General features: G+C 45.9%; 14 protein-coding genes. 5 read left to right on the top strand and 9 right to left on the bottom strand.

Annotated features, from left to right (window positions below; translation table 11 throughout):
* Positions 1-143: 143 nt before the first annotated feature.
* The 3 genes from MHI01_RS05160 to MHI01_RS05170 all read right to left on the bottom strand — a co-directional run bounded on the left by MHI01_RS05160 (position 144) and on the right by MHI01_RS05170 (position 4,811).
* Positions 144-734, bottom strand: coding sequence for a biliverdin-producing heme oxygenase (locus tag MHI01_RS05160; RefSeq protein WP_340982683.1), 591 nt, complete (start codon positions 732-734; stop codon positions 144-146).
* Positions 735-1,036: 302 nt separating this feature from the next.
* Entirely contained in the window at positions 1,037-4,159 is a 3,123-nt protein-coding gene (locus tag MHI01_RS05165; RefSeq protein ID WP_340982684.1) for an MMPL family transporter, read from the bottom strand.
* A gap of 79 nt (positions 4,160-4,238) precedes the next feature.
* Positions 4,239-4,811: a TetR/AcrR family transcriptional regulator gene (locus tag MHI01_RS05170; RefSeq protein ID WP_017688759.1), complete on the bottom strand. Its 573-nt coding sequence runs from the start codon at positions 4,809-4,811 to the stop codon at positions 4,239-4,241.
* Positions 4,812-4,970: 159 nt separating this feature from the next.
* Here MHI01_RS05170 and MHI01_RS05175 point away from each other — a divergent pair, with 159 nt between their 5' ends.
* The 4 genes from MHI01_RS05175 to MHI01_RS05190 all read left to right on the top strand — a co-directional run bounded on the left by MHI01_RS05175 (position 4,971) and on the right by MHI01_RS05190 (position 7,967).
* Positions 4,971-5,768 carry a Nif3-like dinuclear metal center hexameric protein gene (locus MHI01_RS05175; protein WP_340982685.1) on the top strand — a complete coding sequence of 266 codons (798 nt, stop codon included), beginning with the start codon at positions 4,971-4,973 and terminating at the stop codon, positions 5,766-5,768.
* A gap of 527 nt (positions 5,769-6,295) precedes the next feature.
* Complete coding sequence (locus MHI01_RS05180) at positions 6,296-6,721, top strand: DMT family transporter (protein ID WP_105409482.1); 426 nt, start codon at positions 6,296-6,298, stop codon at positions 6,719-6,721.
* Positions 6,722-6,765: 44 nt separating this feature from the next.
* A complete protein-coding gene (locus MHI01_RS05185; RefSeq protein ID WP_340982686.1) occupies positions 6,766-7,464 on the top strand; it encodes a Crp/Fnr family transcriptional regulator in 699 nt (232 codons plus the stop codon).
* Between the two features lie 14 nt (positions 7,465-7,478).
* Positions 7,479-7,967: a DMT family transporter gene (locus MHI01_RS05190; protein WP_062834134.1), complete on the top strand. Its 489-nt coding sequence runs from the start codon at positions 7,479-7,481 to the stop codon at positions 7,965-7,967.
* Positions 7,968-8,052: 85 nt separating this feature from the next.
* Here the strand turns inward: MHI01_RS05190 and MHI01_RS05195 are convergent, their stop codons facing one another.
* The 4 genes from MHI01_RS05195 to MHI01_RS05210 form a co-directional block, all read right to left on the bottom strand.
* On the bottom strand, positions 8,053-8,769 hold the full coding sequence (locus tag MHI01_RS05195) for a YebC/PmpR family DNA-binding transcriptional regulator (protein WP_036608916.1): 717 nt from the start codon (positions 8,767-8,769) through the stop codon (positions 8,053-8,055).
* Between the two features lie 279 nt (positions 8,770-9,048).
* On the bottom strand, positions 9,049-10,770 hold the full coding sequence (gene cysI, locus MHI01_RS05200) for an assimilatory sulfite reductase (NADPH) hemoprotein subunit (protein WP_340982687.1): 1,722 nt from the start codon (positions 10,768-10,770) through the stop codon (positions 9,049-9,051).
* Positions 10,771-10,823: 53 nt separating this feature from the next.
* The gene (locus tag MHI01_RS05205) at positions 10,824-12,659 is read right to left on the bottom strand and encodes an assimilatory sulfite reductase (NADPH) flavoprotein subunit (RefSeq protein ID WP_340904154.1); all 1,836 of its coding nucleotides are present in this window, start codon (positions 12,657-12,659) and stop codon (positions 10,824-10,826) included.
* Positions 12,660-12,878: 219 nt separating this feature from the next.
* The gene (locus MHI01_RS05210; protein ID WP_445744919.1) at positions 12,879-13,256 is read right to left on the bottom strand and encodes a winged helix-turn-helix transcriptional regulator; all 378 of its coding nucleotides are present in this window, start codon (positions 13,254-13,256) and stop codon (positions 12,879-12,881) included.
* 189 nt (positions 13,257-13,445) lie between these two features.
* Here MHI01_RS05210 and MHI01_RS05215 point away from each other — a divergent pair, with 189 nt between their 5' ends.
* The gene (locus tag MHI01_RS05215) at positions 13,446-14,006 is read left to right on the top strand and encodes an NAD(P)H oxidoreductase (protein ID WP_282321617.1); all 561 of its coding nucleotides are present in this window, start codon (positions 13,446-13,448) and stop codon (positions 14,004-14,006) included.
* A gap of 213 nt (positions 14,007-14,219) precedes the next feature.
* Here MHI01_RS05215 and MHI01_RS05220 read toward each other — a convergent pair whose 3' ends face one another.
* Both MHI01_RS05220 and MHI01_RS05225 read right to left on the bottom strand, forming a co-directional pair.
* Complete coding sequence (locus MHI01_RS05220; RefSeq protein WP_340982689.1) at positions 14,220-19,415, bottom strand: S-layer homology domain-containing protein; 5,196 nt, start codon at positions 19,413-19,415, stop codon at positions 14,220-14,222.
* 483 nt (positions 19,416-19,898) lie between these two features.
* Positions 19,899-21,455: an ABC-F family ATP-binding cassette domain-containing protein gene (locus MHI01_RS05225; RefSeq protein WP_340982690.1), complete on the bottom strand. Its 1,557-nt coding sequence runs from the start codon at positions 21,453-21,455 to the stop codon at positions 19,899-19,901.
* Positions 21,456-21,474 lie beyond the last annotated feature (19 nt).

Raw genomic sequence — 21,474 nt, forward strand, 5'->3', positions numbered from 1 at the left:
TAGACATTCCTGGACACAAAAAAGAAGGCATTTCTGCCCTCTTTTCATCATGTCTATTTAACTTTTCTCTGTCCTCTCCGTTAGGTGTAAATGTATTGTTTCAACTTATATAGGTTCCTTTTAATATATGAAAAAAGTCCGCCCTACGTATTAATCCATTGATCTAATAGTCGGAATGTCTCTGATGCACTGTGTACCATGTTGTCATGATCTTCTGGAGTGCTGATGGACTGCTGAAGCAAACCTGTAAACTCGCTCCATCTTGTTCTTGTCTCAGAGCCGTAAGCATTGAAATATTCCAATCCACGATCAGCTTCAATGGTCAGGAACTGCGACAAGCGCTTGGTCATGATCTGTCCACCGTTCGTGGACCCCTCAATTACATACAGATATCCGAACAAACGGGCAGGTGTTGAAATATCCGGCAGTTCTTCACAGAGCGGAAGTTGGCTGATTTCCTCTTCACTGGCACCCAGATTTCGTAAATCTTTCTCCAACAGTCCAGCCTTGCCTCTAATCTCGATATCCAAACCCGTACTTCCCCAGAAAGGCTGTTGTACAGCCTGAACTTCCAGCGGTTTCAGGAATCCATAAAACTTCTCTAAATATGTTCTATATTCTTCTATAGTCACAGTTTGATTCATAATGGCTTTTGCATAAGGGTTCTGTTCTACTTGTCTGTGATAATGAGCTGTCTCGCTCTTCAGACGTTCCATAATTGTTGTTGCTGTCATCGTAGTTATCCCCTTTCACAATCTGTTTTATTGTTGCAAATGAATGCTGATCCTCAGTATATTGAAATAGAAACTGCTTTTCTTGCACTCAGCTCCATTTAAGACAAACAAAGACTCTATGTAAGTATACTTATTCTTGTTTGAGAAAACTATATGAATCCGTCATTGTTTCACGTTAGATTATTTCCCGCATTGTTATGATAACTAGTTATAATTCATAGGATAAAAAAATAAAAAACGACCCCTGACGTCATGTTTGTCAGGAATCGTTTGATATAAAGATGATTTATTTGTTTATTTGTTTATTTGTTTATGGGATCGGACCCCGAACCCCAGTTTTTTAACTTGTGTAATAGACTGATTAGAGCCGGAAGCAAGATTGGGAGCATGACAAAACTTAGCAAAACCAATCCGATGATGACAGAAATAGCTACTTCAATCAGTGTAACAACACCGGAAGGAATTAGTGCGGCGAAGGTACCTCCCAATATTACTGCCGCCGAGATCACGACCCCTCCTATATTACGGGAAGCTTCCGTAATTTTATGAATTGGATCTCCTTCAATCTCACGATATTTCATCATGAGGAAGATACTGTAGTCCACACCAAGTGTAACAATCATGATCAGACTGAAGAAAGGAACGTTCCAGCTCAGATAGTCAACGCCAAGCGGTCCAACCATCAGCAATTCATTCAGACCGAGGGCCACATAATACGTCAGGAATAACGCACCTATAATGATTACAGTCTGCCAAAACGAACGAATAATGAACAAAAGTATCAATCCAATTCCAATCAGCATGATCATGGACGTCCGAATCAGATCACCTCCGGATAATTCTTTCATATCCAGGTTCTGTGACGGTATGCCGCCCAGTGCCACTTTCGCCTCACTCAAATCCGTGCCAACCAAAGCCGTTTCCAACTGCTTTTTAAGATTTTGAACAACATCCATCGCTTCTTTCGAATAAGGATTGTCGGTCAAAATGATGGTGATTTCCGCTGTCTTCCGGTCCGAAGACATATACATGTCGAGCGAAGTTAGAAACTCTTCTCCTTTTAATACTTCTTCTGGAATGTAGAAGCTTTTCGCAGCATCAGACTGGCCAAGATGACCCAAATAATCTTCGGCATCACCAAGACCCTTCGACACATCTGAGAGTCCTTTTGTACTTTCGGTCAATCCGGATTTCAACTCACCCATTTTGTCCTGCAAATCGTTCAGACCGCTTAACAACTGACTCTGTCCTTCATTAATCTGACCCAGCCCATCTTTCACTTCCAATGTTTTACCCGCTATCTGCTTGGTTCCATTGGCTCCAGTGGCCAAACCTTTGGATAGCTCGCCAGCACCGTCTTCAAGCTGGCCGACACCTACAGCAACCTGAGTCAGACCGCCACTAATTTGAGCCATTGACTCGTTGGCTTCCTTGAAAGAAACCATAGCCCCATTGTACTGCTGTATCAACGGGTCCAGCTGTGTGTATAACGCGTTCAGTTCAGTTTGAGCCGCTTGAGAAATATTAATCACTTGTACAGCATCTTCTTCTTGTTGTAACTCAGGGTGATTCACAATTAGACGGGTCATGCTGCCTTCGATCTGAGCATAGGCATCAAGCGCTCCCTTAATAGCTGTCTTGATGCTTGTGAAAGTACCACTAAAGGAACCAAATCCCTGTTCAAGTTGCGTATACCCTTTTTGCAGATCATTGGCGCCTTTAGACAGGACTCCAACCTTTTCTTTAAGGGTAGTAAGTCCGTTTTTCAACGTCTCTGCCCCTTCTTCCCCATTATTCAGCCCATCAGATACCTGATTCATGGCGTCTCCCAATGCATTTACTCCAACTTGCAACCGGCTTGTCCCGTCAATCAACAGCTGTACGTTACTTAAATCATTTGATGATTGAAGCTGTCCAGCTGCAGAGGACAAACCTTCCTTAATTTCGCCCACACCATCGTTTGCTTTACCAATACCCTGATTAAGCTCCTCTGCTTGATCGTTAATATACAACTCTTTAATTTGGACTCCAGTTGGTCGAGTGACACTGTAAACCTCAGAGACACCTTCCACCTTGGACATCTTATCCGTCAGATCATCCAGTGCCTTCAGCAATGTCTGATTGTCCATTGCCTGCTCGGATTGCACAACCAATGTTGTTGGCGCTGAGAATCCTGGTGCATAATGCTCCATAATAAGATTAATCCCCTGTTTGGAATTGTAGTCATTATTGACTTCAAACAGGTCATTATAACTTAGTCGATTACTGTAACTGAATAATAAAGGAACACTAATCACCGCAACCAGAATGATTGCCAGGAAAGGTCTTTGTACCGATTTGCGGGATAAAAATCCCCACAGTCGGCTGTCCGCATGGCCTTCGAATTTTTTCGATGGCCAGAACATTTTTTTGCCCATGACAACCATGAAGAACGGGTTCAACGTATTGAGGACGATAATGAGAACCGCTACTGCGATCGCCACCGCAGAGGTTGCTTGATATAACTGAAACTTGGCAAGCAGGAGTGAAAGAAACCCGATGAATACAGCGATGCCGCTATACAATACGGTTCTGCCTGCTGTTTTAAATGTCGTTTTGGTCGCAAGAATCACATCGCCATTTTGTCTACTTAGTTCCTCCTTGAATCTGGTATATAACAGGATATTATAATCCGTCCCAATACCAAAGAGGATAACGACCATAAATATCTGAGTAAAGTTCGAGAACGGAAAGTTAAACCAATCTACAAGATATCCCACAATAGCTAATGAAACAACGTAAGATATACCTACCGTGAGCAGTGAAATAACAGGTATGATCGGCGATCTAAAAATAATAATCAGGATAACGAGGATGAAAATGATTGCGATAATTTCTGTTTTCTGCACACCGTCTTCAATCGATTTACCAAAATCATCATCGATCAGGTCAGCTCCCGTCAGATATGTATCCACATCAGGGATGGCTGAAGATTCTTTTAACAGACTAATCACTTCCGAAAGAGGAATATTGTCATCTTTAGTGACGGTAATTTGAGTCAGGATCGTGGTTCGGTCCTCGGATATAAGCCGATCAGCTTGCTCTTCACCATCCAGATGGGTTGTGATCGTCTCAATATTCAGTTGCTTTTTCTGATTTTTCAGGTTGGATAAAACGGATTCGATCTCCGTCTTTTGCTGGTTCGTTAATGCTTGTGTATCTTCTCCACTATTAAATACAGCAATGATGGAATAAGTATTCCCGCTATCCTTATCCATATCTTTCAACATAGTCGCAGCAACCTGGCTTTGTGCCGTTTTAGGAATTGAAATCTGTCCTTTTTCTTTTACCAGTTGACCAAAATCAGGCATCGCCACTACAGAAACGAGAGTAATAAGTATCCAAAAAATCAGGGAAATCGTTCTGGGATTCTTAAGTTTATTCATGATTTATCTTCACACACCTTATGTCTGGTATAGGAATGAATATTCATTCCGTTTATGTTGTAAAAAAAGGCCAATAGAATCAATGGACTCTAATGGCATTCCACAGGCACTCCTCAAGCTGGTTCATTAGCTCCGGCGTCGCTTCCAGGAGACCTTTGTTAAAGTGTTCAAACAAATGTATGAAAGCACCGTAAACTATATTCATTAAAGCTTCTGTAGGCAGTATAAGAATGGCTCCTTGCTGCTGCCCCTTATGTATGCATTCATTCAGAAACCCCATAAATTCATTGACACTTTCCTTGCTTTCATCGTGAAAATGCAATGCATTACCCGTAGAATTAATAAACTTTAGGCGATCCGGGTCGGACTCTGCGAACTTGAACAATCCACGAAAAATATGATGAAACTGGTCACGTACAGGTATCGGCTCATTCGGAAATCCTTGTTTTAAGGCATCAAGAAACTCCCTGATACTTTTCTGAAAAAGTTCATTCAACAATACTTCCTTGTTCGTAAAATAACGGTAAATAGTACCTGCTCCCACCTGAGCCGAATCAGCAATCATCGGCATGGTTGTTGCATCGAATCCCCGCTGGGCAAAAAGCGTTAAAGCAGCTGCAAAAATATCATCTTTTTTGCTGCTTTTAGCCATGTGGCTATCCCTCCTTTATATAGGAATGAACGTTCATTCCGTTATGTTTGATCAGTATAACTCCTTTTGTCACTTCAAGCAAGACCTTTCTATTCTACTGTTTATTCTTCAAAATGATACAATAACAATAAAATCTATTATTTTGGAGGACTTATGTTCATGAATATAACCATTCAAGACATTATACAGTATCTCACAGCCCATGTAGAGTTACCGGAGAACACGGTAGATCGGCTGATTACTGGCTCGTCCGACCAAACGGTCACGGGTGTGTTTGTTACTTTTATGCCCACTCAACATGTCATTGAACATGCCGTACAACGTGGGGCCAATCTAATTATCGCTCATGAATCCCCCTTCTACAACCATCACAGTCATACCGATTGGTTAGCCAATGATCCAGTTTATGAAACTAAAAAAAGCTTGATCACCGAAGCAGGCATTTCCATCTATCGATGTCATGATATCATCCACCGCTTCCAACCGGATGGCATTACCGAAGGACTGATTCAGGCCTTGGGGTGGTCCTCTTATGTAGAGCAACGACTACCGGAAGCAGACGTCCTTTCTTTTCCGGAAGGAAGCACCGTTGAAGTTATTGCTCACCATGTGAAAAGTTCCCTAGGCATCGATTATGTACGCGTTGCAGGCAATGCGGAAATAGTCTGTAGACGTGCAGCGGTACTGGTAGGTTTTCGTGGTAATGGACATGTGACGATTCCCTTGATTCAGAATGAGCAATTGGATCTCATCATCGCTGGAGAAGGATTCGAATGGGAGACACCGGAATATATCCGTGATGCTGTGCGACAAGGCAAGTCCAAGGCATTGATCATGATGGGGCATGCAGAGAGCGAGGCTTCGGGAATGAAGCTATTAACAGACAGGTTGGCAGAACGTTTTCCTGAATTGTTTGTTCGTTTTATAGGCGAGAAGCCTGTGTACACTGTGATCTAATAGGATCATTGGATTTGTATGGAGAGGATCAGAATCTTCTAGCTGATTGCTTCTAATCTCATTGCCTTTCCTACCCCGGAGCTTTGGCTACTTTCTATGCTCCGGGGTACGCTGGGCAGACTCTCGTTTCATTTCTTGGACAGCTACCGAACCTGACACACTCTATTTAGCGAATATTTGCCGATTTTCAAAAGTAATGAATCGTTGACACCCTATGCCTCCATTCCCCCTGTTTTACCGCCCATTTCTACCCAACATAGCCCATTTAACGTCGCTGAGATTTGTTAGATTTCTCAATTCAATCGAATCAGTACAACAAGGTGTCACTAGTTCGTTAGATTATGATGAAAAATGAGTACTGAGCACATATGCCACGCATCTTTTCATGCCCCCCATCTGGATTTCCCGAGTTCTTTATTGTACTCTAAATGCTGTGACTTCAAAGCTCAGGACATTTGTCCTTGGCGTTCAGAGTCAATTTATCATTTAATAATAGAAGTCGAAGTGATTGAATAAGGAGCGTACATATGAGAGGAATTATTTTTGCATTACTGGGCGGCGCGTGTATCACGCTCCAAGGTGTTGCCAATACTCGGATTAGCACCGACATGGGCACATGGCAGGCCGCTACGATTACACAACTGACGGGATTCATCTTAGCGGCGCTGATCCTAATCTTTGTTAGAGACACCAACCTTCAAGGACTCAAACAAGTAAAACCTATGTACTTGGCTGGAGGTGCTTTTGGCGCCGTCATTATTTTCAGCGAAGTGACAGCAATTCAGCAAATTGGGGTTACATTCACGATCTCGGCCCTGTTGATTGCTCAGCTGTTCCTGACTTTTCTGGTAGATAGTAACGGATGGTTCGGCGTGGTGAAACAAAAGATGAAACTGCCGCAATTTCTGGGCATTGCCTTAATGGTGACTGGTGTCATTATTATGAAACTATAGTTTTTGGAGAAGGATTGAACATATCGTCGGGGGTGAATAACAGCGTGCAAGAGATCCATAACGAGCAACAATTAATGCAGTATCTGAAGCAATATCAACTCGAAACTGTATTTCACGAGTCCCTGCGTACACATATGACGTTATGCCACTTTGAGAAGTGTGAACTGATCTGTCGTGAAGGGGAAACTTCCGAATATTTGTACGTACTGGTCGAGGGTAAAATCAAGATTTTCACCACCTCCGCTCAGGACAAAACGCTGGTGCTTTGTTTCAAAACACCGCTTGAAGTTGTCGGTGACATAGAGTATGTCCGTGAAAGCGATATTGTTAATACGGTTCAGGCCGTGTCACCTGTGGTGATGCTTCGCATTCATTATCAATGGCTCGCTGAGCTTGCCAGCGATTATGCACCTTTACTTAAATTTTTGCTTAAAATCATCTCTCACAAATTTTACATTGACTCGAACTTTTCCAATTTCAACCTGATGTATCCCGTTGAGGTTCGTCTAGTCAGCTACCTGCTCTCCATCTCAACAGAAGAAGCGGGCAACGTCGTTCATGAAGAGCTGGACGCGTTCAATCTGACCGACATCGCGAATCTGATCGGCACCAGTTACCGACACCTGAACCGGGTCATCCAGAAGCTCTGTGCAGACGGGTTAATTGAACGACATCAGGGATTGATTATGATCAAGGACCGGGCGGGTCTACGTGAAATAACAGGCCACAACATTTATGAATAAGGAGTTCGACAACCATGTTAATCACAGGTATTTCGCTTGCGCTACTGGCAGGTGCACTTGTCAGTCTGCAAACGATTTTTAATAGTAAAGTCAATGAACGCACCGGTTCATGGTCCACAACAACGATGGTGCTTTTCACCGGATTTATTGCATCTTTCCTAATCTCTCTGCTGGTAGAGGGCAAGAATACATTCAGCTTTCAGCATATGCAGCCCTGGTACTGGCTCAGCGGAGCCATTGGTGTTGGTGTAGTCTTCTGTCTCGTGCAAGGGATGAAGCTACTTGGTCCCACATATGCCATCTCGATCGTGCTAACATCCCAGCTGAGCTTTGCTCTATTGTTTGATTCCATGGGGTGGCTCGGTCTGGAGCAAATTCCTTTTTCGTGGAATCAGCTGCTGGGTGTACTTGTCATAGTGGGAGGAATTGTGTTGTTCAAGTTCGGTGGGGGTAAATCGGAAAAATCAGAGCAGTCCCCTGGAACGTTGCAGTCTGACTCGTAAACGAACAAAAAAGAGTGTCCGTCCAATCCCATAGATTGGTCAGACACTCTTTTTATACAATCAAACCACATATCGTTTCGTTCTCTTATACGAACTCTACGTTATGGTAAACTTGCTGAACATCTTCAAGGTCCTCAAGCGCATCGATCAGTTTCTCGAACTGAGCTTGTGCATCCTCTGGAAGTTCAATATGGTTTTGCGCAAGCATGGTCAGCTCGGCTACTGTGAACTCAGTAATACCAGCAGCTTTGAATGCTTCTTGTACAGCGTGGAACTGATCCGGTTCTGCATATACAATTACAGCATCGTCTTCGTCCACGATATCACGTACATCCACATCTGCTTCAAGCAAAAGTTCCAATACTTCCTCGGAGTTTTTGCCTTCTATACCGATAACCGCTGTTGGATCAAACATGTAAGCAACTGAACCACTGACACCCATGTTGCCAGCGTTTTTGTTAAACGCAGAGCGCACTTCCGGCGCTGTACGATTCACATTGTTGGTGAGTGCATCAACGATGACCATCGCACCATTCGGTCCGAAGCCTTCATAACGCAGCTCTTCATAGTTCTCATCCCCGCTGCCTTTTGCTTTTTCCATCGCACGATCAATGATGGCTTTGGGTACATTATACGTTTTGGCACGTTCCAGCACGACTTTCAGTGCACGGTTCGCTTCCGGGTCCGGTTCGCCCTTCTTGGCAGCTACATAGATCTCAACGCCGAATTTAGCGTAGACCCGGCTCGTGTTTGCATCTTTTGAAGCTTTCTTTTCCTTGATATTATTCCACTTACGACCCATATCGTTTCCGCTCACTTTCAACATTTAATCTGCTTTCTACTATGCCATTATATCTTGTTGAGCGTACTTCAACAAGTTAATACACACGAAATAATGGGAATAACTGCGGTGATTATCCATCTCTATTTGAAGATTAGTCTCAGTTTATCCTCTCATAAATCTCTCAGCAGCAACTAACGTTACCTCTATTCACTCCATATATAGCAGACAAGAAGCACCCCATAAAGGAATGCTTCCGCCCTAAATCAGTCCTAATTTCAGTTCATCTTACCCGGTCAATTACGCGTGAAATTGTCGACCATCCAACACTTCAGGAACATAACCCGCACGAATGACAAAGTCTCCGAAATGTTCACCTTCATTGCGCTCTTTGGCATACTGGTTCACCATTGGAGTTAATGTGTCCAGAATCTCGGTTTCGCCAATGTTTTCTTTGTACAGCTTATTCAAGCGATGTCCGGTGAAGCTACCACCGAGATACATGTTGTATTTACCCGGCGCTTTACCGATAAATGAAATCTCCGCCAGCATCGGTCTTGCGCATCCGTTCGGGCAACCCGTCATGCGAATGACAATCTCTTTGTCTCTCAGCCCGGCTTCGTCCAGTACAGGCTCCAGTTTGTCGATCAGGGACGGCAAGTAACGTTCGGACTCAGCCATCGCAAGGCCGCAGGTCGGAAACGCAACACAAGCCATCGAACTTCTGCGTAGCGCAGAGTAATGTGCACCATCGGTTAGATTGTATTGCTGAATCAGAGCTTCAATCTTTTTCTTCTTCTGGCTGCTGATATTACCGATGATCAGATTCTGGTTCGCAGTCAGACGGAAATCACCCGTATGCACTTTGGCAATTTCACGTAGACCCGTCATGAGCGGATAGCCGTCTACATCTTTTACCCGGCCATTCTGAATGAACAGCGTGTAGTGCCATCTGCCATTATTACCTTTTACCCAACCATATCGATCTCCGTTTGTCTCGAAATGATACGGACGTGCCGCATCCAGTTTCCATCCCAGACGGGTGGTCAGCTCTTCGACAAACCACTCCACACCACGATCATCCAGCGTATATTTGAAACGAGCATGTTTACGAACTGCACGATCTCCATAATCACGCTGAATCATAACTGTTTTCTCTGCAACATCAATCATTTGCTCCGGCGTACAGAAACCAATGACTTTGGACACCTGAGGATAGGTTTTGGCGTCACCATGAGACATCCCCATGCCACCACCAACGGAAACGTTGAAGCCTTGTAGCCTGCCGTTCTCCACAATAGCAATAAAGCCAAGATCCTGTGAATAGACATCCACATCATTGGATGGCGGTACAGCAATACCGATCTTGAACTTCCGTGGCAAATACACTTTGCCATAGATTGGTTCAACTTCTTCGTCCGAGTCCTGGGAATCAACCACTTTCTCCCCATCCAGCCACAGCTCATGATAAGCCCGGGTGCGAGGGTCCAGATGATTGCTCACCTGACATGCCCACTCATACACTTCAGCATGCACATCGGATTGATTCGGATTAGGGTTACACATCACGTTACGGTTTACGTCACCACATGCAGCCAGTGTGCTTAACAACGAATCGTTCACTTCGCGAATGGTGTTTTTAAGATCCCACTTCAGTACGCCATGCAGTTGGAAAGACTGACGTGTGGTCAGACGAATCGTCTCATTCGCATATTTATGCGCTACCCGATCCATCATCAACCACTGCTCCGGGGTTACAATCCCACCGGAAGCACGCACACGTAACATGAATTGGTATGCAGGCTCCAGCTTGGATTTGTGACGCTCGTTACGCAGGTCACGGTCATCCTGCATATAACTACCGTGGTGTTTCATCAGACGGTTGTCGTCCTCTGGAATAGCCCCCGTGATACGATCAGCCAACGTTTCGGTCAGACTTCCGCGCAAGTAATCACTTTTGATCTTTATATCTTCCACATCGCTATTCGTGCGCTGTGGGTTAAGTAAGTTATTATAAACCATGCTGCTTTCTCCTCTCGTCTCTGCGGGATGGTGCAATCCGGCTGGGCCGGTGATTAATAGACGTCCCGCTGATAACGTTTCTCCTGCTGTAACCGTGTCAGATATTCCGATGCCTGCTCAGGCGATAAACCGCCTTCTTGTTCAAGAATCGTGGTGAGCGCAGCATGCACATCATGTGCCATTTTTTTCTCGTCACCACAGATATATACGCTTGCACCTTCCTGAAGCCACTGGTACAGTTCTTTGCTGTGTTCCAGCATGCGATGTTGTACATACACTTTCTGTTCCGTATCACGTGAAAAGGCTACATCCATCTTAGTGAGCACACCATCTTTGAGCCAACGTTGCCATTCCGTCTGGTACAAGAAGTCCGTGGCGAAATGCTGATCTCCGTAGAACAGCCATGTCTTGCCCTCTGCTCCTGTCTCTTCACGCTCACCAAGGAAAGATCTGAACGGCGCCACACCTGTACCTGGGCCAACCATGATGATCGGTGTATCCGGGTTCTCAGGCAGCTTAAAATTCGGGTTATGCTGTATATATACAGGCAAGGTGTCGCCAGCTTCGATTCGTTCAGCCAGATGTACCGAGCATACACCGTAACGTTCTCTGCCACGTGCTTCATAACGTACCGAACGAACAGTAAGATGAACTTCATCCGGGAAAGACTTCGAACTACTCGCTATGGAGTATAGACGTGCCGGAATTTTGCGAAGAGCAGCTACAAATTCTCCGGCAGGAATCCCTTTCAGATTATAATCATGAACCAGATCCAGCAGATCACAGCTATTCATGACCGTGCGGAATTCGGAATCATCTGCGAGTAACGCTGTCAGGCCACTCCCAGGATTCAGTTTCGCAAGTTGTTCCACGACCGGTTTCGTCACAGCTGTAATTTCAAAATAACGCAGCAACGCTTCTTGCACAGATGTCTGATCGCCATTTTTATTCACGGTCACGCGTTCATCGGCATTCCATCCCATGGCTGCAATCAATTCATCTACAAGGCGCGGATGATTCTCAGGGAATACCCCAAGGCTGTCACCTGGCTCGTAATCCAGGCTGGAACCTTCCAAAGACAACTCAATGTGGCGTGTTTCACGGTCCGATCCTCTGCCATTCAGATTGAGATTCTCCAACACTTCAGCCTTAAATGGATTCGTACGATCATATTCGGATTCTCCGCTGCTCACCGCAGCTGTAACAGCCTCCGTGGTTACCGTACTCGCAGCAGCAGATGTACTGCTTAAGGATGCCAGTACTTCATTCATCCACTCCGCAGCTGCTTCATCAAAATCAACATCACAGTCCACGCGTGGTACAAGGGCTGTACCACCTAATTCCTGCAATCGTTTATCGAAGTCCTTACCTGTCTGACAAAAGAACTCATAGGAGGTATCTCCCAGAGCCAACACCGAGTAACGAAGTCCTTCAAGCTTTGGAGCCCGTTTGCTGTTCAGGAATTCATGCAGCGGAATCGCATTATCTGGTGGTTCGCCTTCGCCATGCGTACTGACGATAATGAGGAGATTTTCAATTTTCTTGAGTCCGTTCGGTTTGAAATCCCCCATCGATGACAACGTTACCTGAAGACCTTGCTCTTCAAGTTTCTTGGCCAGCTTTTTCGATAGGCCACTGGAATTCCCGGTTTGTGAACCAAAAAGCACGGTAACTTCCCGGGATACTGGCGGAGCACTGACAGGTGCAATACCTGTAGCTGGTGCAGCCTGTACCAGGTTAGCTGGAGCTGTTATTGTCGCGCTTGCCTGAATTGCTGCAATATATCCGCTCAACCAAGTACGTTGTCCATCGGTCAATGTAGGAATAAGACGATTAAGCAGTTCAACTTGTTCTTGATTAAAAGGGCTGTTTGTCACTTGAAGTTCCACTGTTTGCCACCTCGCGCATTGCTTCGATTTTAATTCCGACTAAAATCATCACATTAATTTAATTTCTTCTCTCTAAAACCTAACACACCGGGTGTTGAGGGTCAATTTCAATGATTTTATAGCATTTATCAGTTTCGCTGATAAAGGACAAAAAACAACAAAAACCCTCCTTTTTAAATCAAGGACGGTTTTGTTATATTTTTAAATTTGACAGCCAGCTCAAGTTGAAGTTGAAAGTGGAGTATAGTCACTAAAATGATTTCCCAGCACTCTGCTTTTATCTCCGTATACTCTGTCCAAGTGATTCTCTCCCCATAGACATATGCGGTCAATGATGTCCTGTAGTGTCAAGCCGTACTCTGTCAGCTCATACTCTACCTTGGGCGGAATCTGAGGATGAATGATCCGATGGATGATTTCATTCTTTTCCAGTTCACGCAGCTGCTGGGTTAAGACCTTCTGGGTAATGCCAGGAATGGCTCTGCGAAGTTCGCTTGTTCGTTTTTTACCTGATATCAGCTGATGCAGAATAAGAATCCTCCATTTTCCACCGACCAGTTCCAGCATCGCCTGCACACCACTCTCATATTTTTTCATTTCTTGTTCCACTTGTACTCCCCCATAATTCACATATATGTATATCCGTTATTAAAAGTAACCGAAGAACCCCAAAGTATCTACAGCACTCTCAGGTGCGTACTTCTCAAGAAGATGTCATGAAACTTATAATAACATTGGTCAGAATGTTTAACCAAAATAAAAAGAAAAAAGGATGGTTACTCCTACATGAAAGTTAAACTGGTCGTTACTCACCCAAGACAGGATTCCCTAACATTTGCCGTGATGAATCGTTTTATAGAAGGTATGCAGGAGAATTCCCATGAAATCGATATCCTCGATCTATATCATGACGGATTCGATCCCCTATATCGTGTAGAAGATGAGCGAGACTGGCAAAATCCCGATAAACAGCATGCCCCTGTGATTCGCAAAGAGCTGGATCGTGTGCTTGCGGCTGATGCCATTGTATTTGTTTTCCCGGTCTGGTGGTACAACGTTCCCTCCATGCTCAAAGCTTATCTGGACAAAGTATGGAACATGGGGCTGCTGAACAAGGCAAACTCCAAAAAGGCACTGTGGATTGCACTAGCTGGGGGGACGGAGGCTTCATTCCATAAATACGACTATTACAACATGATTTCGAATTATCTGAATAACGGTATCGCGGGTTATGCAAGAATGCAGGAATCACGAGTCGAATTCCTCTATGAAACCATTTCAGAATCCAAAGAACATATTGAAAGCTTGCTGGAGCAAGCATACCAAATCGGCAAACATTACAATTAACAATTCGCAGAAATTACAGATAACATTCGTAGACATTACAGATAACATTCGTAGACATTACAGATAACAACTGTAAAACGACATGAAGATACATGTTCGTTGAGTAAATTACTTTTCGCCCATGGCTGGCTTATAATTAAGAAGGCTTACTCCAACCTGGGCTCCAGGTCAAAGTAAGCCTTCTTTTTCACGCGCTACGATTCTGGTGTATCATCATTTCTTCCATACCAGTTTGCTCATCATCGCATATAACAACGTAGCCGATTCGGCTCGGGTTGCTTCGGCAAGTGGTTTCACCTCACCGTTGTACCCGTGGGCGATGCCCAGATCCACAAGTAATGCCACACTATCCCGGGCATAAGAGCGAATCTCGGAAGCGTCGCGGAAACGAGTAAGGTTATCTGTTCCAGCCTTCTCGGAGTCAACCAGTCCAGCCGTTGCAAGTGCGCGAACTGTTAATGTCATCATCTCTTGACGAGTGATCGTGGACTCTGGCAAGAAGCGCCCGTCACCTGTACCACTGGTGATACCTAGCGAACGCGCAGCTGTAACGGCTTGGTAATATGGAGCCTTTTCGTTTACATCAGAGAACGCATTCCCGGAAGAAGCATTCAAGCCCAGCGCAGTCATCAACCACTGCATGTATTGGCCGCGGGTCATCTCCTGTTTTGGATGTAACTGCGTGGAATCACCACTTGCCTCAGCATCAATTACACCTCTAACAGCCAAAGCCTCCATTGCTTTCTTGGCCCACTGCACTTCTGCAAGATCTGCGAATGTCTGCTCAACAGGCACAACAGCATAATTTCCTGTGAGTGATGTGACGGAAAATACAAGTTGCCCGCTTTTTTGATCGTAGTAACTTTGCGGCAATGGGGTTGCCACACCGTTCGCGCCAATGGCAAATGCTACAATCCGATCCTGCTGAGCATTTTGTGAGGATTGGAAAGGCAGACGAAGTATTAACTGGCTTTCCGATGGCCATGGTTGACCATCCAGTTGAAGTTCAAGCTGGACTCCATAATTCGTGCCGAGCTGATCTGCGACTGTTTCTGGCAGCTCCGTTCTGACCAATCGGATTGATGCAATCCCATCACCAACTATATCTTTTGTTAACAGTGTCGCGGGAAGCTCCAACATTCCCAGCTCTGTAACAATGTTGAACACATGTGACTCGCCCTGATCTATTAACGCAGAGGCAGGCAGAGATACTTCATATACCGTTGCTCCCGAAACCGGCTTCAGCCGAAGTTCGACCAAGCGCTGACCCGCATCTGTTGAGGGGGCAACTTTAAAAGCATCTTTAATCGTTGAAACATCCACGTTGGACTGCACTACACCCTTCTGATCAGACTGTCCCTGCAACTCCAGAACAGAACGGTCCTTCTCCGGTTTAGGTTGTGGTACCGCATTCTCTGCACTTGAGTTACCACTTCCGGATTGTCCACCATTGCTGGATGAACCAGAACCATTTCCTGGATTTCCACCGGAATTGCCACCTGAATTACCACCCGAACCAGGGTCCGTGCCTCCAGGGGAAGGAACAGATGCTGGCACCTTCACTTTCAACGGTATAGTCAGGGCTCTACTGTCGTCAGAAGTTCGAGTAATTTCCAACTCCAGTGTTACTGTTGTTTCCTTAGATGGTGGGACAATCGTTCCATCAGTTTGAATGACCGACGGTACCGAACTGGAAGCGATCTTCACCGTGAAACCTTGCGGCACGGAAGGGAACTTCAGTTTTTTTGCACCTGCGGAAGGCTGTTCCAACGCTGTAATGCTTGTGGCTACATCAGCAGCGCTCTGCTGAGCCGTGTGCACCTGATAAGCGGAAGATACACCTCGCACCGATTGCCCCGTGGCATCCAAAGCCTCTACTTTGTAATAATATTCCGTGCCGGGGTTCAGTTCACTGTCCGTGTACTCCCGTCCATTGCCGCTGTAGACCATCTTATACTCACCTTGCTCACGATCTGAGCGGTAGAGCTTGTAGCTTGCTGCACCAAGATGAGCATCCCAGCGAAGCGTTGCGCTCGTTGAATCCAACGTATCAGCATTAAGGCCAGCACTATCATTTACAGGTGGCGCGGCGTCAGGTTTAACGATCATAATCCAGCTAATCATCGGGTCCTGCGATGCCGTATTGCGCACGGTCAACTCCAGCTTGTTGTCCGACACGCTGATGCCTTTGTTGGCTCTAACGCTGGCAGGCGTAAAAGTAACTGCTCCGGTATTGGTGCCATTGATGATGAAATTCGCTCTGCGCGATGTATTGCTCCACGGATCGTTGAATCCGGCGTAGACATCGTATGTCCCGTTTGGCACATCAAATCTATAGGTTAAGTCCGTGCCTTTAGGAGAATTGCTGACATTTCCACCGTTCAGATAACGTACGGTCGAGAATATATCCCCGCCATTCGAACCGGATGCCAGTGCATCTGCGCTGACATAACCCCAATTACGTCCCTCAGCCGGAGCGTACATCTGATCCGCCGTTTCCGGGTTGGCAAGCGTTCCTTTCATATAAGCACCCATGAGACTGTAATCAGCCGTTTCGTAACCTCCGCTATTCACGAAATATAGTGTATTCTCCGGAATGACATTTACGCGAACTGCCTGCTTTTTGTTGTTATATTCCGGTGTCGTTACCTGTAATGTGAGCGGTCCAGGCTTGGCAAAATCCTCTGCCGTCATGGCCCGGTTATCAATCGTCCATACTGCTGGCGTTGATACCAGTGCTCCACCGTCGCGCACATTCAATGTTGTTGGCAGGGATGGTACTTTGCCTAACGCCACGGCTTCTGGCAACGGATCAGCAATATCTACCTTTCCCATCGAATTCAGCAGATCAGGTGTCCAGCTGTTATACCACTTGATCGCGATGTCGGAGCCTATTCCAAACTCAATTGGCAAGAACACGTATTTTGCAGCATCATTCGAGAAATTGCCACCATTCCACGTATCCCCCACGTAAATGAATTTGCCTTTTTCCGGATCGACCGGAATGACGGAAGTGGTCTGTGTGCCAAATGCCTTGCCTGGATCAGGATCGGTTGGCAACGTACGCACGAACGGATTGGTCTGCGTTGACCACGGGCCAAAGATGTTGTCCGCCACCGTCACTTTGTTTTCGTTAGGGGCCCAACCGGAAGCTCCCGAAGTCAAAATATAATATTTCCCCTGATACTTGAACATCGCCGGTGCTTCACGTTGCCCTCCCGGGAACACACGCACGTAATCGACGCCGTATTCCGCCTGATAGGTGGAATCTCTTACCGGATTGCCTTTGTCATCCGTTCGACCTTCCTTATGCCACCCTGTTACGTCACTGTAGTCTTCATTCAATTTGGAGATGTAGAGCGTCAGGTTTTCTTCGCTGGAATAGATCAGATAGCCGGTGCCGTCATCATCCTTGAACAACGTCATATCACGTGCCATACCCTTATCGGTTGGGAAGAAATCTTTCTCCCCTTCGGGAGCTCTGTCCATCCGGTAACTCTTCTGATATACAAAAGGTCCTGTTGGAGAGTCACTGATAGCGTAGCCAGCCCGTGCTTTACCGTAGTTCGCATTATTGTTGTACGGGTCCTTGTCTCCGTCCATATGAGCCCACATCACGTATTTCTTCATTTTGTCGTTATAGATGACCTTAGGCCGCTCAATGATCCGTCCTTTGCGGATATCTGCCCAGATATCCACGCGGTCTTCACGCCCCGCATACAATTTGGAGATCAACGGGTCATTGTCAAAATCATCCATGGATTGAAGTGTTGTTAAAGCCATGCCTTCATCCTTCCAATTCATCAGATCCTTGGATGAATACACACGCACACCAACAGCTGGCCAGCCGCCCTTATGATATTCGCCATACCAGTAATAGGTCTCCGTCTGTTCATCATAGAAAAAGCCAGCCCCATGAGCATCAATCGGCTTCCCGTCCAGATCTGGCCACAATTGCCCTGGTGTAATGCTTGTGCGAACTGTGGCAACACCCAGCGGTGCGGATGCTGGAGAAGTTACGCCGTCCACGGTCGCCTGAATGATGTAAAAATATCCTGTGCCCATCGTCAGACCGCTATCGTTAAACGTGTTTTCATTGCCACTATAGACCTGCTGATACGTACCCGTAGCACTGGTTGAACGGGACACGATATACGTTACATCAGATCCAGGCAAGACATTCCACCCCAGAGAGATTGATGTGTCCGTCACAGCTGTGGCAGCGAACTCTGCTGGAGAGTCAATGGAGTATGTCGTGGCTTCTGCAACAGTGAATGCTGACTCACCAGCTGCGTTATAGGCTGTTACGCGATAGCTGTAGCTGGTGCCCGGCTCAAGTGCATTATCCGTGAATGTGAGCCCTTTCCCTTCGTATATCTGCTCGTATTGCTCACTGCCAGATTCGGCCCGAACCACGCGATAACCCGTTGACTTGTCAACGGCGGGCCAAGATAGCTTCACACTCGTGGCATTGAGTGCTTCGGCCTTTAATTCGCCCGGAGCCTGTGGTGCTGCGGCTGTCGTCCGAACTTCCAGCGGAGCAGTCCATAATGATTCGGTTAGGCCTCCGTATTCATAAGCGAGCCTGTAATAATACACCGTATCCCCGCTCAATCCTTCATCCATGTGTTCCAAAGTTCCGGTACTGGTTACCAGAGAATAACCGCCTTCAGGCGTAGAGGAACGGTACAAGCGATAGGCTGATGCTCCCGCGATTTCAGACCATTGCAGTGAAACCGAAGAAGCCGTCTGCTCAGCAATAGAGAGCTGAATATCGTTCCCAGGCGGTTGCTCGGCAATGGTCACGTCATCTGCATGTACCGACTGCCACTTATTCCGAATGCCCACAGTACCTGACCCGTATGTAGGATCGACCAGATCAAATACCAACCGATCGGAGCCGTTTTCCGCGATATACCCGCGAATGGTGGTACCTGATAACACCACTTTGAGCGTGTACCATGTATCTTTGGCAAAAGCATAGTCCACCGTTTTCAAAGTTGTGTCTGATCCGTTCACCCGTTTGGAGAAAACGAGTTTATTATTGGGAACCTGCATTTGAAAATAGTAAAAGTTGCTCTTATCCTGAAACCGCGGCAATATTCCCGGATACCCCTGACCGGCTCCCGTGTAAAAGCGCATGGACACGGTCATGTCCGACATGGAGTCTCCAGTAGAGATGATGCCTTCATTGGTATCGCTCTGGAAAAGCGTAAAGTTGGACGCATCTGTCGGGTCAGCGAACACTTCCCAGTTGCCTGAGCTTACGTTCCACGCGGGTGATTCCGTGAAATTCCCATCCGAAAAATCGTCCTGCAACAACGTGGCGGGTATACTGCTCAGATCGGCATACGCCTTACTCGGTAGCATCAACGGTCCCGAAGACAGCGCAAGTGTTGCTGATAACATAAATATGATGGGTTTCCTGAGTTTATCCAATGTTCATTCTCTCCTTTGGCATGAAAGATGAAAGCATGGTTCATGTATGCGCGGTGTTGTTGTTCAGCCTATCCTCAGCAACCAGTGGTCAGTAACGAGCTTTTGTCCACCCCTTATTTTAATGAAACCGGTTTCATTGGAGTGCAAAAAAAAGACCCGTCTTCCCTTCTAAGTGCAATGATACCCATACGGAATACCGTGTTTTCTTTGCCCCTATGCAGTGAAACAGGTTTTTAATATATAAATGTAATCGCTTTCCTGAATTATATTATTGCCTTATTCAAGCTGTCAACTGTGAATTGGGCTCAAACATTTTTCGTTAAAACCACGCAAAAAAGACGCGAGTTCTGCCTGTTTTGCAAGCAAAATTCGCGCCTTTTCTCACGCTTCTAGCTTGTTCGCAAGCTCGCACGTGATTTGTAATCAAAAGCGGACTTTTTGAACAACCTCTATTTAGAATACTTTTGTTGTCCACGACTCACAGTTCCACGTCTCCGTAACGACATCACGGTAGAATTCCGGTTCGTGGGAAATCATAAGAATACTGCCTTTGTAAGCCTTGAGCGCACGTTTCAACTCTTCCTTGGCATCAACGTCCAGATGGTTCGTCGGCTCATCGAGCACAAGCAGGTTGGTTTCATTATTGATCAGCTTACAGAGACGCACTTTAGCTTTCTCGCCACCACTCAGTACAGCTACCTTGCTCTCAATGTGTTTTGTAGTCAAACCACATTTTGCAAGTGCAGCGCGCACCTCGAATTGGGTATAGGAAGGGAACTCCTGCCAGATCTCTTCAATACATGTATTGTAGTTGGCATCCTTCATCTCTTGCTGGAAGTAACCAATCTCCAGATGTTCACCACGTTGAACGATTCCTTCCAGAGCTTGAATTTCACCCAGAATACTGCGCATCAGCGTTGTTTTACCGATTCCGTTCGCACCAACAAGGGCAATCTTCTGTCCGCGCTCCATACGCAGATCCAGTGGTCTGGACAACGGTTCGTTGTATCCAATTACAAGACCTTTGGTTTCGAAAATGAGCTTGCCGGATGTTCTTGCATCACGGAAGTTGAACTGCGGTTTCGGTTTCTCCTTGGCGATCTCGATGACATCCATCTTGTCGAGTTTCTTCTGTCTGGACATCGCCATATTACGTGTAGCAACACTTGCTTTGTTCCGCGCTACAAAATCCTTGAGGTCAGCAATCTCTTGTTGTTGGCGTTTGTACGCCGACTCCAGCTGCTGTTTTCTCATCTCATGCACTTCCTGGAAGTGATCATAATCGCCCACATAACGAGTTAGATTCTGGTTCTCCATGTGATAGATCAAGTTGATAACACTGTTCAGGAACGGAATATCGTGAGAGATCAGAATAAAAGCATTCTCATATTCCTGCAAATAACGTTTCAGCCATTCGATATGCAATTCATCCAGATAGTTCGTAGGCTCATCCAGGAGCAAAATATCGGGTTTTTCCAGCAGCAGCTTGGCAAGCAGTACTTTGGTACGTTGTCCACCACTCAGGTCATTGACGTCTTTATCCAGACCGATATCCGTCAGGCCCAGACCACGTGCAGTTTCATCCACTTTGGCATCAATCATGTAGAAATCCTGGTTTGTCAGCGTATCCTGAATCGTACCTACGTCTTCAAGCAGTTGTTCAAGCTCCTCCGGGGTAACATCGCCCATTTTGCCATACATATCATTCATTTCCTGTTCCATGTCAAACAAATACTGGAACGCGCCGCGAAGTACGTCACGGATCGATTGGCCTTTATTCAATACAGCATGCTGGTCCAGATAACCAACCCGCATCCGTTTGGACCACTCCACCTTGCCTTCATCCGGCTGAAGTTTTCCTGTAATAATGTTCATGAAGGTGGATTTACCTTCACCATTGGCCCCGATCAGACCAATATGTTCGCCCTTCAACAGGCGGAATGAAACGTCGTTAAAGATAGCACGGTCACCAAAACCGTGACTTAATTTTTCTACATTTAATATGCTCATTCATGACACCTTTTCTATA

It is taken from the genome of Paenibacillus sp. FSL M7-0656, from assembly GCF_038003225.1.
Lineage (GTDB): Bacteria > Bacillota > Bacilli > Paenibacillales > Paenibacillaceae > Paenibacillus > Paenibacillus amylolyticus.

Coding starts and splice junctions, on each gene's coding strand:
- MHI01_RS05160 (WP_340982683.1), bottom strand. CDS start 734: ATGACAGCAACAACAATTATGGAACGTCTGAAGAGCGAGACAGCTCAT.
- MHI01_RS05165 (WP_340982684.1), bottom strand. CDS start 4,159: ATGAATAAACTTAAGAATCCCAGAACGATTTCCCTGATTTTTTGGATA.
- MHI01_RS05170 (WP_017688759.1), bottom strand. CDS start 4,811: ATGGCTAAAAGCAGCAAAAAAGATGATATTTTTGCAGCTGCTTTAACG.
- MHI01_RS05175 (WP_340982685.1), top strand. CDS start 4,971: ATGAATATAACCATTCAAGACATTATACAGTATCTCACAGCCCATGTA.
- MHI01_RS05180 (WP_105409482.1), top strand. CDS start 6,296: ATGAGAGGAATTATTTTTGCATTACTGGGCGGCGCGTGTATCACGCTC.
- MHI01_RS05190 (WP_062834134.1), top strand. CDS start 7,479: ATGTTAATCACAGGTATTTCGCTTGCGCTACTGGCAGGTGCACTTGTC.
- MHI01_RS05195 (WP_036608916.1), bottom strand. CDS start 8,769: ATGGGTCGTAAGTGGAATAATATCAAGGAAAAGAAAGCTTCAAAAGAT.
- cysI (WP_340982687.1), bottom strand. CDS start 10,770: ATGGTTTATAATAACTTACTTAACCCACAGCGCACGAATAGCGATGTG.
- MHI01_RS05210 (WP_445744919.1), bottom strand. CDS start 13,256: ATGAAAAAATATGAGAGTGGTGTGCAGGCGATGCTGGAACTGGTCGGT.
- MHI01_RS05215 (WP_282321617.1), top strand. CDS start 13,446: ATGAAAGTTAAACTGGTCGTTACTCACCCAAGACAGGATTCCCTAACA.
- MHI01_RS05220 (WP_340982689.1), bottom strand. CDS start 19,415: ATGTTATCAGCAACACTTGCGCTGTCTTCGGGACCGTTGATGCTACCG.
- MHI01_RS05225 (WP_340982690.1), bottom strand. CDS start 21,455: ATGAGCATATTAAATGTAGAAAAATTAAGTCACGGTTTTGGTGACCGT.